Annotated in this window: 11 protein-coding genes; 2 read left to right on the top strand and 9 right to left on the bottom strand. The window is 63.5% G+C overall.

Translation table 11 applies throughout. The features are described from left to right. Nucleotides 1–40 precede the first annotated feature (40 nt). Together K2O51_RS14370 and K2O51_RS14365 are read right to left on the bottom strand one after the other, a co-directional pair. Entirely contained in the window at nt 41–997 is a 957-nt protein-coding gene (locus K2O51_RS14370; RefSeq protein ID WP_220631254.1) for a YadA family autotransporter adhesin, read from the bottom strand. A gap of 394 nt (nt 998–1,391) precedes the next feature. After that, nucleotides 1,392–1,646: a hypothetical protein gene (locus tag K2O51_RS14365; RefSeq protein WP_220631253.1), complete on the bottom strand. Its 255-nt coding sequence runs from the start codon at nt 1,644–1,646 to the stop codon at nt 1,392–1,394. A 236-nt stretch (nt 1,647–1,882) separates the two neighbouring features. Between K2O51_RS14365 and K2O51_RS14360 the strand changes: the two genes are divergently transcribed. After that, the gene (locus K2O51_RS14360; RefSeq protein WP_245001908.1) at nt 1,883–3,247 is read left to right on the top strand and encodes an insecticidal delta-endotoxin Cry8Ea1 family protein; all 1,365 of its coding nucleotides are present in this window, start codon (nt 1,883–1,885) and stop codon (nt 3,245–3,247) included. An 86-nt stretch (nt 3,248–3,333) separates the two neighbouring features. On the opposite strand, the gene K2O51_RS14355 is transcribed toward K2O51_RS14360, so the two are convergent. The 5 genes from K2O51_RS14355 to K2O51_RS14335 form a co-directional block, all read right to left on the bottom strand. Further along, entirely contained in the window at nt 3,334–4,995 is a 1,662-nt protein-coding gene (locus tag K2O51_RS14355; protein WP_140949313.1) for a cation acetate symporter, read from the bottom strand. Next, nucleotides 4,992–5,297, bottom strand: a complete 306-nt coding sequence (locus K2O51_RS14350) for a DUF485 domain-containing protein (protein ID WP_140949314.1) — start codon at nt 5,295–5,297, stop codon at nt 4,992–4,994. The genes K2O51_RS14355 and K2O51_RS14350 overlap by 4 nt, the downstream gene beginning before the upstream one ends. A gap of 97 nt (nt 5,298–5,394) precedes the next feature. Then, nucleotides 5,395–5,691, bottom strand: a complete 297-nt coding sequence (locus K2O51_RS35190) for a hypothetical protein (protein WP_245001907.1) — start codon at nt 5,689–5,691, stop codon at nt 5,395–5,397. Between the two features lie 36 nt (nt 5,692–5,727). Next, a complete protein-coding gene (locus K2O51_RS14340; RefSeq protein ID WP_140949315.1) occupies nt 5,728–9,561 on the bottom strand; it encodes an autotransporter outer membrane beta-barrel domain-containing protein in 3,834 nt (1,277 codons plus the stop codon). A gap of 126 nt (nt 9,562–9,687) precedes the next feature. Beyond that, nucleotides 9,688–10,119, bottom strand: coding sequence for a type 2 periplasmic-binding domain-containing protein (locus K2O51_RS14335; RefSeq protein WP_011296561.1), 432 nt, complete (start codon nt 10,117–10,119; stop codon nt 9,688–9,690). 197 nt (nt 10,120–10,316) lie between these two features. On the opposite strand from K2O51_RS14335, the gene K2O51_RS14330 reads away from it, so the two are divergent. Beyond that, nucleotides 10,317–11,894, top strand: coding sequence for a hypothetical protein (locus tag K2O51_RS14330; protein WP_140949316.1), 1,578 nt, complete (start codon nt 10,317–10,319; stop codon nt 11,892–11,894). A 224-nt stretch (nt 11,895–12,118) separates the two neighbouring features. Here the strand turns inward: K2O51_RS14330 and K2O51_RS14325 are convergent, their stop codons facing one another. After that, entirely contained in the window at nt 12,119–12,676 is a 558-nt protein-coding gene (locus K2O51_RS14325) for a single-stranded DNA-binding protein (protein ID WP_140949317.1), read from the bottom strand. Nucleotides 12,677–12,899: 223 nt separating this feature from the next. Beyond that, nucleotides 12,900–14,150, bottom strand: a complete 1,251-nt coding sequence (locus K2O51_RS14320; RefSeq protein ID WP_220631251.1) for an MFS transporter — start codon at nt 14,148–14,150, stop codon at nt 12,900–12,902. Nucleotides 14,151–14,303: the final 153 nt, after the last annotated feature.

The following is a 14,303-nucleotide window of genomic DNA, read 5'->3' as shown; positions in this document are numbered from 1 at the left end:
ATAGCAGACGCCCCCGCACGTTGCGCGGAGCGCCGATGGCTTACCAGTGGAATCCGGCGGCAAGGCTCGCGCCATACGTATTGCGCGCGGTGCTGCCGGTCAGCTTGTACACCCAGCGACCGCCCGGCGACATCACCGAGGCACCGATCGCCAGACCGCTCTGGCCACGGTAAGTCGCACCGCCAAGGGCAATCATGCTCTTGCCCGGAATGGTCGCCTGCGGCAGTCCGGCCATGGCCATGGCGGCCGCCGTGCCCGCGTGAGCTTCGCGGCTCAGGGCGTCGACGCGTTGGTCGGTGTAGCTGTTGGCCTGGCTGACGGCCTGCCGGCCGGCCTCGCTGGCGTAATCGCGCAGTTGCCCAAGGTTGACCGCATCGGTGTCTTTCGTCGCGGCCGCCACGTTCGTGATCTGGCGCTCGGCGCCGGCCGCGCCCACCGACACCGTATTGGCGCGGTCCGCTACCGAATTGGTGCCGATCGCCACGCTGCCCTGGGCCGTTGCCTGCGCATTTGCGCCAAGCGCCGCGGAGTCACTGGCCATCGCCTGCGCGTTCGCACCGATCGCGACGCTGTTGGTGGCCTGTGCCTGCGCGTTAGCACCGGCCGCTACGCCCAGTGTGCCGGCGGCGACCACCGCGGCATCGCTGCCATCGAGCTTGCCGTCCGCGTGGAAATAGGCATTCTCCGAAGCGCCACCACCACCCTGTTGCCCCATGCTGGTGATGCGTCCGTCAAGATTGCTCAGTGCAGAACCGACGTCATTGAACGTGCCGCCGCCGAGCGTGTAGCTCGGCGCGATGACCGAGCCATCGGCGGCAACACCCGCTCCGCCGCCGAGCGCCGCGAGTCCGCCCTTGAGCTGGCTCACGTTGACGGCGTCCTGGTCGCCGGTGCCCGCGCCAAGCATGCTGATTCTCGTGCCTTGCATGTTCACGCCGTCAAAGAAGGTTGCAGCCTTCCAGACATCGAGGTAGCCACCAATCGATAGGGAATCCACCTCACCGTTAATGTTTATGTTCGGGTACATAACGATGTTTTGCCCCGGATTTCCAGCGCTGGACGGCCCCGGCCCCCACTCAGGAGCCACGCAACCGCTGCCGCCGTCGGCACCCATCGCCACCTGACCCGGTTCAATTTTTGAACAGATCGTGCCCCCACCCGAAAACTGATAATTGTCGATGACCACGCTGGCATTCGACTCCGCCATGCCAAACGCCAGCGTCGATACGGCAACCAGTCCTTTCGAAACCCGGGATAAGCCGCTGATCAAAATGTGCCCGGAACCGCAGCTCCCGTTCTTATGACTTCTCATAAAGATATCTCCCTGAAAAAATTCCCATTAGTCCGTTGTTTCATTTCTTTTTGCTCCGCACCTTGCAGAGCAATGGGAATTATTCGTTTCGATCCAAGAAGATAGATTCATCATTCCCCGAATCCGCCTTCAGAATCTTCCAGATATCAATAAGAAAATTCCGTATGACATCAGAATCTCCAAGCAAAGTAGCTTGAGAACCGATGGTGGTTTTTTTCGTGCAGAATCTGAGCGAGATTTCACGGAAATCCATGTGCGAATGGTCCATTTCTGAATCATCCTGGTCTGCAATTCCAGTAGACGCCCCGCCGCACCAGCGCAAACGGGTATTCATTGAGCCAGATCATCAGTTGCCGCCTTCTGTTTGAGTAGCGTCCGAAATTCGTAACTCCGCGAGCCCTGTCGCCCTACGAACGATGCCTAGTGCTCGTGGACATCCATGGAGAATTCCGAATGCTGACTCGACGCGACTTACTCAGATCCATCCCTTCCGCCGCCCTGATGGCAATGGGCCCCGCTTTCCCGGCGCACGCAGATGGCGCCCTCGGGAAACTGCCCATCGCCGATCCGATGGAAGACTTGAAGACCATCCTCGAGGTCGTGCTTGCGGAGGTCCCTGTCGTCGGCGGCGCCGTGTCCGCGCTGGTCGGACTACTTTGGCCGGTTGAACCTGCGGACGTCTGGGAGGAAATCAGGCAGAAGGTCGAAGCCCTGATCCAGCAGAAGATCAATGACGCGGTCTACAGCTTGCTGAAGAGCAAGCTCGACGGCATTGGCAACACGCTGAAGCTGTACCTGAACGCGGCGGCGACCGGCGACACATCAAACATGCGTATGCAGTTCATCGCCACCAACACCCAGATGACGCTGGCGGCATCGGAATTCCGCAACCCGGATTTCCAATGGGTACTGGCCCCGTTGTTCGCCATCTTCTCCCAGCTGCATGCCGTGCTGCTGCGCGACTGCGTGCTGCATGGCAGGGACTGGGGATGGAACACCGCGACCTACGAGGGCTATGTCAGGCTCGCGAGCGATACGATCAACGAGTACCACGCCTATCTGGACGCCGTCGTCAGGAAGGAGCAGGACCGGCTGGCACCGGCCGCGCCCACGAGCCCGGGCAAGCACTACACCGCCATCTACAACTACTGGCAATCCTTTTCGCAGAAGAAGCAGGTCCTGTTCGGCGACTACATGCTGCTGCTGAACGCCCTGGACCCGATCCGGAACCCCGGTCAGGTAAAGACCATCCCGTTTCCCGATGTGTTCAGCGCCGCCTATGGCACGGCGGATGACTGGGATGCCACGTGCCGCGCCTGGGCCGGTGCCGTCGCGACACCGTTCAGCCTGCCCGCCGCCAACATCTCCGAAATCTATATCGAGCTGTTCAACTTCACGCCCCGGATCGTCGACGTCAGCTATCCGGCCGGGAGCGGGCCGAAGGTGTGGGGCGGCAACCGGCAGGACCGCACCGGCATCATCGCGGATCGAGTGAGTGGCGTGGAGCAAAAAACGATCAGCATTCCGCGGTCCACGGACGGCAAGACATTCAACATCGCGGGCGCATCGATCCGAGCCGGCAGTATTCCAACCGCGGTATCGCTGGTCATGGACGACGGCAAATCGATTGCGCTCTGGGACCGCCGCGATCTCGGCGGCCAGCAGTTCTACGTGTCTGTTCCCGGCAGAAAGCTCACGACGCTAAACATGTGGTCGCGCAGCCGGTTCTATGACAATGACCTTGGCTGCATCATCTTCGGCTTCAGCCGCGATCCGAGCGATATCCCGCCTGCTGTCAGGGAGGCGCTCTACGTCACCGCGATCCAGCCGCCCAGTGTCGGGCCGAGGTTCCTGCCATCGACAGTGTCGCGCGATGCACAGTACAAGCGCGATCGCTTCTGGCAGCAAGTACGCAGCGCCAGACCAGCCCAATAACAAGAACGTCGACGTACCAGCAACCGCTCGAACAAAAACGCCCGGCTCGCAAGCCGGGCGTGTCTGATAGCGTCATGATTCCGCTGTCAGTGGCTTGCCCCCTGCACGGCGCCAATGCCGGTCTCCGAACGCAGCTCCTGCGCCTCGAAACCTGCCATGTCGAGGCGTGCGCGTGCGGACTTGTCGGTCAGCGAGAAGATCCAGATGCCGACAAAGCCGATCGTCATCGAGAACAGCGCCGGAGAGGTGTACGGGAACGGCGCGTCCTTGAAGTGGAACACGTCGACCCACACGGCTTGCGACAGCACGGTGAGCACCACCGCCGACAGCAGGCCAAGGAAGCCGCCGATGGTCGCGCCGCGCGTGGTGCAGCCCTTCCACAGCACCGACATGAACAGCACCGGGAAGTTGGCCGACGCTGCCACAGCGAACGCGAGCGACACCATGAACGCGATGTTCTGCTTTTCAAACACGATGCCGAGCACCACCGCAACCATGCCGAGGATGATGGTCGTGATGCGCGATACGCGCAGCTCCATCGAGCTGGTCGCCTTGCCGTGCTTGAACACCGTGGCATAGAGGTCATGCGAGACCGCCGATGCGCCGGCGAGCGTCAGGCCCGCTACCACAGCAAGGATCGTCGCGAACGCCACGGCCGAGATAAAGCCAAGGAACACATTGCCGCCGACCGCGCTGGCCAGGTGCACCGCCGCCATGTTGACGCCGCCGAGCAGCTTGCCGCTGCCGTCCTGGAAGCTCGGGTTGGTGCTGACAAGCACGATCGCGCCGAAGCCGATGATGAAAGTCAGGATGTAGAAGTAGCCGATCCATGTGGTTGCCCAGAACACCGACTTGCGCGCTTCCTTTGCGTTGGGCACGGTGAAGAAGCGCATCAGGATGTGCGGCAGGCCCGCCGTGCCGAACATCAGCGCGATGCCGAACGAGATTGCCGAGATCGGGTCCTTGATGAAGTTGCCCGGACTCATGATCGATTCCTTCTTGGCGTGGACCTCGACCGCCTTCGCGAACAGCGCCTCGGGGCTGAAGTGGTACTGCGCCAGCACCATGAACGCCATGAACGTCGCGCCGCCGAGCAGCAGGCACGCCTTGATGATCTGCACCCACGTCGTGGCCGTCATGCCGCCGAACAGCACGTACACCATCATCAGCGCGCCGACGATCACCACCGCGATCCAGTATTCCAGGCCGAACAGCAGCTTGATGAGCTGGCCCGCACCGACCATCTGTGCGATCAGGTAGAACGCCACCACGACAAGCGTGCCCGATGCGGCGAATGCGCGGATCGGTCCCTGCTTGAATCGGTACGCCGCGACGTCGGCAAACGTGAAGCGGCCCAGATTGCGCAGGCGTTCGGCCATCAGGAACGTGATGACGGGCCAGCCGACCAGGAAGCCGATTGAATAGATCAGCCCGTCATAGCCATTGGCATAGACCGCCGCGGAGATGCCGAGGAACGAGGCCGCGGACATGAAATCGCCTGCGATGGCCAGGCCGTTCTGGAAGCCCGTGATGCCGCCACCGCCTGTATAGAAGGTCGCTGCGGAGGTGGTTCGCTTTGCGGCCCACTTGGTAATGAACAGCGTGCCGATCACGAATACCACGAACATGCCGATGGCAGTCCAGTTGGTCGGCTGCCGGACGGCCTGCCCGAGGTCTCCGCCCGCGGCCAGCGCGGCGGTGGAAAGCAGCAGCGCGCTGCCGGCAATGAAGGCATGGTTCGCTTTCATGCGACCTCCCGCTTGATCTGTTCGGTCAGCTCGTCATACGCGCGATTGGCGTGACGCACATAGAAGCCGGTGATGGCCACGGTGAAGAGAATCACGAACAGCCCGATCGGCATGCCCCACGTCATCACGCCGGCGCCGACCTTGGCGGCAAGGACTTCCTTGTCGAAGGCGATCAGCAGCACGTATCCGTAATAGATCACGAGCATCACCGCCGTCAGCGTCCATCCAAGGCGCGAGCGCTTGTGCACGAGCTCGCGGTACCGCGGGTTCGCTTTCAGTCTTGCGACCAGTTCTTCATTCATTTGTGTCTCCTGCCAATCGTGCTACGGGATTGCCGATCGCTGGTGGTCTCAGCTCCGGACCGTGCACATAAGGTAAAGCCCGCCCCTTACCTGCTTCTTACACGGAGCACCGGGAGACACCGGGGAAAACACGTAGATGACCCGACATGGAGGACGAAAGCGCCACCGGCCGCCCCGCGGAAGCAGCGAAGCCAGCACTCGGCCATGGCGTCAGTACCAGCGGCGCGAAGCCATCGACATAGACCGGAATGTCGCCCTTCACGACAGCCTGGATGGCCTGCGTCGTGCCGCTGAAGCTGACCTGCCGGAATTTGGTCTGCTGCGACTGGCCCATCATCTCGGCCGTTAGTGCGAATGATGGTGTCAGTAGAGGCGCCGTGCTGGCAGAAGGCACGATATCCAGGCCACTACCAGCCAGCCCGAACGTCCGCTACCACGTGTACTTCACCCCAACCCGCACCGCATATTGATAAAAACTCTGCGCGCCCCAAGCCCCGGACACATTGCTCCACCCGGTCCAGCGCTTGCCAAGATCCGCATTGACACCGAGCTTCAGCTCGTAGCGGTTGCTCGGGTACAAACTCCCGACCGGCAAATCATTGAACCGGATACTGCTGCTCACGCTCGTGTGCCACCAGTTGAGCGTCATGTACGGCTGCCATTTGCGAGCATCCTCGCGAACGTAGGTCCGATGCACCCGCGCGCCCAGCCGCGTGATCCAGCCGTGTGAATCGGCGCCGCCGATCTGCGTGCCGTTCTGTTCCGTGATGTCATCTTCGTTGTAGCCGACGTAGATCACCTGTCCCTGTGGTTCGAGGATCCAGTCATTGCGCAGCGGCGTGGCGTAGCCGACCTCGCCCGAGGCAGCCCAGCCACGCGCGTGGTAGCGCACGGTCGGCAGCAGGTCGCCCTCTACCCGGTTCGTGAACCATCCGTACTGAAGCCAGGAATCGACATAGGTGCCAAGTTTCTTCTCATCGTTCTGGTACCACGTGCCGTAGGCGCCGATGCTCCATCCTTCCACCTTGCCGCGTGCGGAGAACGGGTTGCCTTGCGCGCTCGCGTCGGAATCGGCCATGCCATAGCTGCCCATCAGCCCGAGGTGGCCGCGGTCCGATTCGCCGAACACATTCCATCTGGCGAGTTCGGTACCACCATGCAGCAGAAAGGAGTCGGTGCTGGTCTTGAAGACGCCATCCGCACTCCGGCTGCCTTCCCATTTTCCAACCACGCGCAGCCAGCCGGAGCGCGGCTTGTCGCCGGCGGGATCGAAGCCCTGCCCCTCGACATATTGTGGCTCGCCAAGCCGGTCATGCAGGCTGTGCACGAACATCTGCCCTGTCAGGCGCTGGTTGGCAAGATACGCCGCCACTTCAGGGCGAAACAGCGGCTCTGGCGGCGTCGGCGGCGCGGGCGGCGGCATTTGCATCGATCGCAGATACCAGGAGCCAGCCTGGCTACCGTCGACACCGCCCTGGAACAGCCGGTATTCATACGCACCAGCCACCGCGCGCCCGTCGAGCGTAAACGCGTTCGGGGCCGACGCGCCCGGCGCCGTGTTCAGGACCTCGACCACGCCGATCCCGTTGCCCTGAGTCACCGCACCGGCTCCGCCGACATTGTTGATGCGCAGGCGCGTAGGCCCGCCGGCGCCGGTGCTCGTCGCATCGACCACGAGGACATCTGACTTGCTGTTCGCAGCGCCTTCATTCAGTACCGTGTTGAGCTTCAGCACGCCGCCGTTGGAAATGAACACGCCAGCGCCGTCCTGACCGGCAGTCTGCCCGCCCGTGATGACCAGCACATTGCCCGCCACACGGGCCCCGCCCGTGAGGTCAAGCACGCCGCCGTTCGTGAAAGTGCGCACGCCGAGTATCTGGCCCTGCACCGCCCCACCCTGCGTGGGTGCATTGGCAGCCTGCCCGAACGGCAGGTAGGCGCCGGCCGCGTCGAAGCTGACAGTGGCCGCGGCGGGTGAAAGCAGCGTAGCGCCCGGCTGCGCGGCCAGCACGACGCTGCCGCTGTTCACGATGCTGTTCGCAGCGTTCGTCCCGAGGTTGCTGACCGCCACGGCCCACCTGTCGCGCGTACCGGTGCCAGTCGAGTCACTGAATGCGCGCAGGTTCCAGGTGCCGCCATTGGTCATCGTGACGGCGGAGCTTGCTGCCGTGACTGTCCCGGTAATCTGCCCACTGTTGCTCAATAGCAGGGTTCCAGCCGATCCGTTCGCATCGGCGCGTATCGCGACATCGCTCAGCGCGCCGACTGCAGAGGTATTGTCGATGGTCTGCGACGCTCCGGCGGTCTGTATGCCTGCACTCGACCCCCATCCGGCTGCGATGGTCTGACTGTTGCGGATGTCGACCGTACCGCCGGCCGTCTGCGCATCAATGCCGGATGCATTGTTGCCTGACGCGGTCAATGCGCCGCTGTTGACGATGTGAATCGCTGCGGCGCCCGTGCCCTCGGCAAGAATGGCCTGGCTGGCGGTCGGCCCTGAAGTCTGTATAGCAGCGGTATTGGTGATGGTCTGCTCGCCGGTGAGCGAGCGCGTATGGATGCCCTGCTGACGGTCGCCGCGAGCGATCAACGCGCCGCCGTTGTCCACGGTCACCGTGCCCAGTCCCGTGCCATCGTAAGCATTGGCCGCCAGGATCGCCGCGCCAGAACCGTTGACATCGATTGTCGGGCCGGCGAACGATACGCGCACATTGCCCCCTTGGCTGACGCCCTGCAGGCCAAACGAGGCGACACCGCTGCCGTCACCCGAGCCGTTGTCCGAGTGCGTGACGATGGTGCCCTGTGCCGCGATGTCCACCGTGCCGGTGGCCGACCTTGCCGTGGCATAGATGCCGTTGGCATTGGAGTGGAATGTCTCGATGCGGTTGCCTGTGTAGTTCACCGAGACATTGCCGCCGGCTGTGTCCGCACGTATGCCGCCGGCGCCGAAGCCACGCACGGAGATGCCACCGCTGTACGCGACGGAGATGTCCCCTTGCTCGGCGCTGATGATGATGCCGGACCCGCGTTGCGACTGCACATTGCCCTGCACCGTGATATCGCCGGTACCGGTGACGTTCACCGCGCCGGCACCGCGCGCGATGATGTTGATGCCGCGCGAGCCATCTGCGTTTGCTGTGCTGCCCACGGCGATCGGCGCCCGGTTGTCGACCGTAATGGCGCCCGAACTGCTGTTCGCGTAGATCCCGTGCGCCGCCGGACCTGTCGTTGTAATAGCACCTTCGTTGCGGATCTCGATGCTGCCGGTGGTCGCCGTCGACCGGATACCGAAGCCGTTCAGACCGTCCGAGGTCAGCGCGCCGCTGTTGTGAACCAGCGTGGCGCCGCTGCTGCCCTCGGTAAGGATGCCGAACGCGTTGGTGGCAATGGCACGGACCATCGCCGCGGTATCGACGTTGATGGCACCGCTTCCCGAAGCCTTCGCGTGAATCCCCGCATGGTTGGCCGGCCCCGCCTCCACGCCGGGGTCGTCCGGGTCGGCAACGCCGTTGGTGTTGTCGACATTCAGTGTGATCCCGCCGGCGGCCTGCACCGTGACATTCCCGGCGCCGCTGGTGCGGGCCCTGAGGCCGCTTCCGCCCGCGGTGGAGATCGTCCCCGCGCCCTGATGGACGATGGTGGCGTCGCCGCCCCCGGATGCGTTGATGTCCAGGCCGTCGCGGTCGTTGCCCGACAGTGGGTTGTCGATGTTCAGCGTGGTGCCGGCATTGACGAGAATGCTCGACTGGCCGGATGTGTTGTTCAACACCGCAACGCCGTCGAGCGTACCGCTGCCTGCCATCGTGATGTTGCTGGTGCCACCGGCGAACGTAACGGTTGCAGAGCCGGTGCCGCCATTGACCTGCGCCTGCACACCGCTGACCGCTGTCGTGGCGCGGTTGGTGATGCTGGTGCCGGTGATCGATACCGAAGCGTTAGCCTGGGTTCCAGTCGCACGGATGCTTGCGAGGGATGCGTTGTCGATGGTTGTCCCGTCGGTCGTCGTGACGATCGCAGCCGTGCCCGCTGCGGGCGCGCAAACCGCGCCGGCCGTGCGAAGCCCGGAGAGCGTGCCGCAGGCCTGGCCATGGGCGTCGTCCATCGCGATGAAAAGCAGCGTGCCGGCGTGCGCGGCAAGGATGATGGAAGCGCGGATGGAAAGATGTGGACTGATGATCGCGCTTCGATTGATGGCCGCCCACAGCGGACGAAGCCGGAACGGCGGTGCACAGGTGCATGATCTGAACCGCGAGCAGCGCTGCATGGAATCTCCTGCCATCTGAGCGGGATCGCCATGACGTTGTCCTGCTTTGCCGCATCAGGCCTCTTCGTCTGGCGGGAACGCAGGCATTATCGAACCGGTCGGCAAAAACGCGTACTTAGAGGTTTTTCATGGCGATCTGCCGATTTCTTTGGATTCGTGACCCGTTTGGGTGGAGGGCTCTTGAGAGCAAGCGAGCGCGGGCGCATCGAAGCCGGCGGGACCAGTGAGCATGAACCATGTCGTCAGATCGAACCCGGGATAGCCCGACTCCGCCACGGTCTGCATGGCAATCAGCACCTGGCCACCCTGCTGGAGCGGCACGCGCGCATGCAGACACCGGCCATCGATATGAGCAGTTTGCGGCCAGATGACCGGACGTGCCATTTCGAAAGTTGAAGGGTGTGCTGATCGATCGCCAACCGATGGCGCGCCGCCCCTTTGCGACAGCGGTGCAGAGCATGGTGGAAGGGCTCGGGCAGAAGGGTTGAAGCGGCGTCGCCCGTGTCCATCGGTGCGGCGATTGATGACATTCCCCTTCTTAAGAAGGGTTTCACCCACGCGTGTTCTGCGCGCTGCGCTGATCGCAGTACCACACCGTTGTTTCCGCGCAAATGTATCGGATGTCTATCACCAAAATTGGTGACGACCGGCATTTTGAAAATTTGTAGTATCGCCCCCGCTTCCATCACGGATTCATATGTTCCGGCCGAAGCATCAGTACGCAGCATTCCTATAACGGGGGGAAGAAAACAACCATGAAAATCAAACTGCTTGTGTCCACGCTTGCCGCAGCCGCTCTGAGCGCTTGCGGCGGCGGCTCCGACTCTCAGTCGTCCGCGCCTGCGACACCCACCACCAAGATCGCGGGCACGGCGGCAGTAGGCGCGGCGCTCGCCAACGCCACCGTGCAGGCCAAGTGCGCCTCGGGCAGCGGCAGCGCCACCACGGCTGCCGACGGCACCTTCACGATCGATATTCCGAACGCAAAGCGCCCGTGCGTGCTGAGCGTTTCCACGCCTGACGGCACCACCCTCCACTCGGTGGTCGAAGCCGGCTCCGGCACCACCGCAACGGCTAACATCACGCCGCTGACCGAGCTGATCACCGCCTCGATCGCCGGCAAGAGCACCGAAGAATTCTTTGCCAGCTTCGACGAGCAGGCCCAGGCGAAGCTGACCACCGACGGCGTCTCCACGGCACTCGACAACGTCAAGCTCATCTTGACCGGCACGATCGACCTGGGCGGCATCGACCCGCTGAAAGACACTCTGGTTGCCGCGCACGGCAATACGCCGGGCAACGCGCTGGACCAGAAGCTCGACACCCTTGGCGAAACGCTGAAGGCATCGCAAACCTCCATCGCCGATCTGTCGAGCGCGGTGGCGTCAAACACGGGCTCGGCCAGCGGCGTGCAGACCATCCTGCAACCGGCTTCGACAACGTGCGCAGCGTTCCGCAGCGGCAAGGTGCAGAAGGTCGATCTCACCGGCAATACCGTCCAGCGTTTCACGGTCGATGCGGTCAAGCTGACGCGCACGAATGATTCCACGAGCGCGGTCGAGCAATTCCAGGCAAACGACAGCCAGGCCTGCCGCTTCGGCAATGACAACGCGCGGATGCTGGTCTCGAAGTCGGGCATTGCACTCGAGCGCCGTGCCGGTGCGTCCAGCCTCGTGATCCCCGACCAGACCATCCCCCTGAGCGAACTCGCCGGTGACTGGAACGCGCTCGCTTTCGAACGCGACGACAACAGCCCGTACTACGGCACGGGCCTGGTCAAATTCCGCATGGACAGCACCGGCAAGTTCACCAGCGGCGCGGATTGCAGCCTGAGCAGCTGCGACCAGTGGCCGGCAGCCGAACTGCCTTCGGCAGCGACGAATGCCGACGGTGGCTTCAATATCTCCGATCCGTCGGGAACGGCCCGCGCATTTGCCTTCAAGGGCGTCGATGGCCAACTGGCGATCGTCATCGTTCACGGCGCCGGCTTCATGCTCGCCACGCGGCCGAAGGCCTTCGCGCTGCCGGCAGTCGGGTCCGTCAGCAGCTATTGGGATGCCACGCTGAACGCAAGCGGCGTGACCAATATCGAAGACGGCTCCCACACCGTGACGGCAGTCGATACGGCGGCGAACACCTATACGCGTCAGAACACCACGGGCCGCATCGATACGTGGCAGAACGGCGTGCCGTCCGTCGGCCTGCGTTATCGCGCACCGGCAACGGGCATCAACGAGGCGGTGTCGATGAACCTGGCCAACTCCGGCATCAGCGTGGCCGTCAGCGTCAATCCGAGCAATGTGTTCTACAACATCTCGGTGGGTCGTCCGTAAGCTGGAAAATCAGTAGTTTTGACAGCCCCCTGCGAGAACGCGGGGGGCTTTTGTTTTTTTTGCCTTCTGCGCGGAGAGGATCGCCAGCAAAAGGGCTCGTCAGCCAGCCTCCCGCCCGCCCGACCTGCCGACAACCTGTCGAAGAGTCAACCCTGCGAGGCCCACAAAAAGAAAAACCCCGCACCAGGCGGGGTTCTTCCATACCAATATCCGTTCGACCAAACTCAGAACGGAATATCGTCATCCATATCCTCAAACCCGTTCGACGGCGCCTGCTGCTGACGGCGTGCGCCGCCCTGCTGGCCACCGCCCTGACCACCGCCACCGCCACCGCCACCGCCTTGGCCGCGGCCACCGCCATAACCGCCACCCGACGATTCGCGGTTGTAGCCACCACCGCCGCCACCGCCGCCGTAGCCGCCTTCATCACCGCCACCGCCGGCGCCCTGGCGTCCGCCCAGCATCTGCATCTGGTCAGCAACGATTTCGGTGCTGTACTTGTCCTGACCGCTCTGGTCCTGCCACTTGCGGGTGCGGATCTTCCCTTCGATGTAGACCGACGAACCCTTGCGCAGGTACTGGGCGGCGATTTCGGCCAGCTTGCCGAACATCGCGACGCGGTGCCACTCAGTGGCTTCCTTCATCTCGCCGGACTGCTTGTCCTTGTAGCGGTCGGTTGTCGCCAGGCGCAGGTTGGTCACTGCGTCGCCGCTCGGCATGTAGCGGGTTTCCGGGTCCGCGCCGAGATTCCCGACGAGAATGACTTTGTTGATCGATGCCATGAATGTTCTCCAAAAGCCACGCGCTGCACTGAAAAGCGTGGCATTGCTCAGTAAGTAGTAGTTTGAACCGGATTGCTGCAGGTGCGGCTACCGCATGGGTGACGACTGCAAAAGCGACAACGTAAACGAATAACGCGCCCCCGGCCAGACAAGTCGGGAAGCGCGGTCATGCTAGGCCATATCCGGCCGGGATCTGTTGCAAAGTGATGCGGCTGGCGCAATTTCAGGCCGTGGACGGGACACTGGATTGCCCCCTGGCCGGCGGCGGTTTCATGCTCCAGGCGATTATAAGCCAGACCAGAAGTACCACCGCGCACCCCACAAAAACAGCGCTGCGGCCTTCATGCTTGAGCAGCCAGCCGCCCACCACGCCGCCCAGGAACAGGCCCATCGCCTGCGTGGTGTTGTACACGCCGAGCGCCGCGCCGCGCGAAGCAGCTGCATAGCGCGAGACCAGCGAAGGCTGCATCGCCTCCAGCACGTTGAAGGCTACAAAGAAAAGCAGAAGCACACCCACGATGGGCCACAGCCCGTGCACAGCGGCGAACAGCAGCTGCACTGCCGTCATCAGGCCCACGGCACCGAGCAGTACGGGGCGCACGCGGCCATAGCGCTCCGCAGCCATCATTGGCCCGAGCATCAGTACGAATGACACCAGCACTACCGGCAGGTAGACCTTCCAGTGCTGATCCAACGGCATGCCGGCGTCGGACAGCATGGCCGGCACCACCATGAACATGGCGACCTGCGAGGCGTGCAGCGCAAGCACGCCGACGTTCAGACGGATCAGGTCGGGATTGAGCAGCACCTGGCGGAACGGCAAGCGCACCGGATGCGGCGGCGGCGGGCTAGGCACCACGAACAGCGTCACGCCGATTGCCACGAGGCCCAGTACCGACATCAGCGCGAAGATGCCCGGCATGCCGATGGCATGCAGCAGCGGCGAGGCGATCACGAGCGACAGCGCAAAAGTCAGGCCGATGCTGCCGCCGACCATGGCCATGGCCTTGGTGCGATGGCGCTCGCGCGTGAGATCTGCGATGCAGGCGGTAATGGCGGCGGAGATCGCGCCGGTACCCTGCAACGCGCGGCCCACGGTGATGCCCACCAGCGTATCGGAGAACGCGGCCACCAGGCCGCCGGCTACGAACAGCAGCAGCCCGGCCACCATGACCGGCTTGCGGCCAATGCGGTCCGACAGCCACCCGAGCGGGATGTGCAGGAAAGCCTGCATCAGGCCGTAGATGCCCATGGCCAGGCCGACGCGCTGGGCGTCATGGCCGTCGGGCAGCGCGCGTGCGTACTCGGCGAAGACCGGCAGGATCAGGAACAGGCCCAGCATGCGCAGCGCAAAAATGCTGGCCAGCGAGAGGCTCGCTCGCAACTCGGTGCGCGTCATGCGCTCGCGTTGCGGCACGGTCTTGGATTCGCCGGCAACGGCTGCATCTGGGGAAGAAGAGGGGATCGGCGACATGGCGATCGTGGAATGGGTCAGGCGGGCTGCCGGCGCAGACGGCAATGGCTGTTTCGATCGGCATCCGGGGCGGAAGTTGCCATCCCGGGCGACCAGGCAAGCGCGGCAATCGGCCCTTTGGCCCGGTTTGCTTCAGTGCGCTCCTGGCGCAGG

The organism is Cupriavidus pinatubonensis (assembly GCF_019602855.1).
GTDB classification, from domain to species: domain Bacteria; phylum Pseudomonadota; class Gammaproteobacteria; order Burkholderiales; family Burkholderiaceae; genus Cupriavidus; species Cupriavidus pinatubonensis.
Note: the sequence above shows the minus strand (reverse complement) of the source record. Positions and strands in the feature narration are given on the sequence as shown.

Coding starts and splice junctions, on each gene's coding strand:
- K2O51_RS14365 (WP_220631253.1), bottom strand. CDS start 1,646: ATGAATACCCGTTTGCGCTGGTGCGGCGGGGCGTCTACTGGAATTGCA.
- K2O51_RS14360 (WP_245001908.1), top strand. CDS start 1,883: ATGGAAGACTTGAAGACCATCCTCGAGGTCGTGCTTGCGGAGGTCCCT.
- K2O51_RS14355 (WP_140949313.1), bottom strand. CDS start 4,995: ATGAAAGCGAACCATGCCTTCATTGCCGGCAGCGCGCTGCTGCTTTCC.
- K2O51_RS14350 (WP_140949314.1), bottom strand. CDS start 5,297: ATGAATGAAGAACTGGTCGCAAGACTGAAAGCGAACCCGCGGTACCGC.
- K2O51_RS14340 (WP_140949315.1), bottom strand. CDS start 9,561: ATGCAGCGCTGCTCGCGGTTCAGATCATGCACCTGTGCACCGCCGTTC.
- K2O51_RS14330 (WP_140949316.1), top strand. CDS start 10,317: ATGAAAATCAAACTGCTTGTGTCCACGCTTGCCGCAGCCGCTCTGAGC.
- K2O51_RS14325 (WP_140949317.1), bottom strand. CDS start 12,676: ATGGCATCGATCAACAAAGTCATTCTCGTCGGGAATCTCGGCGCGGAC.
- K2O51_RS14320 (WP_220631251.1), bottom strand. CDS start 14,150: ATGTCGCCGATCCCCTCTTCTTCCCCAGATGCAGCCGTTGCCGGCGAA.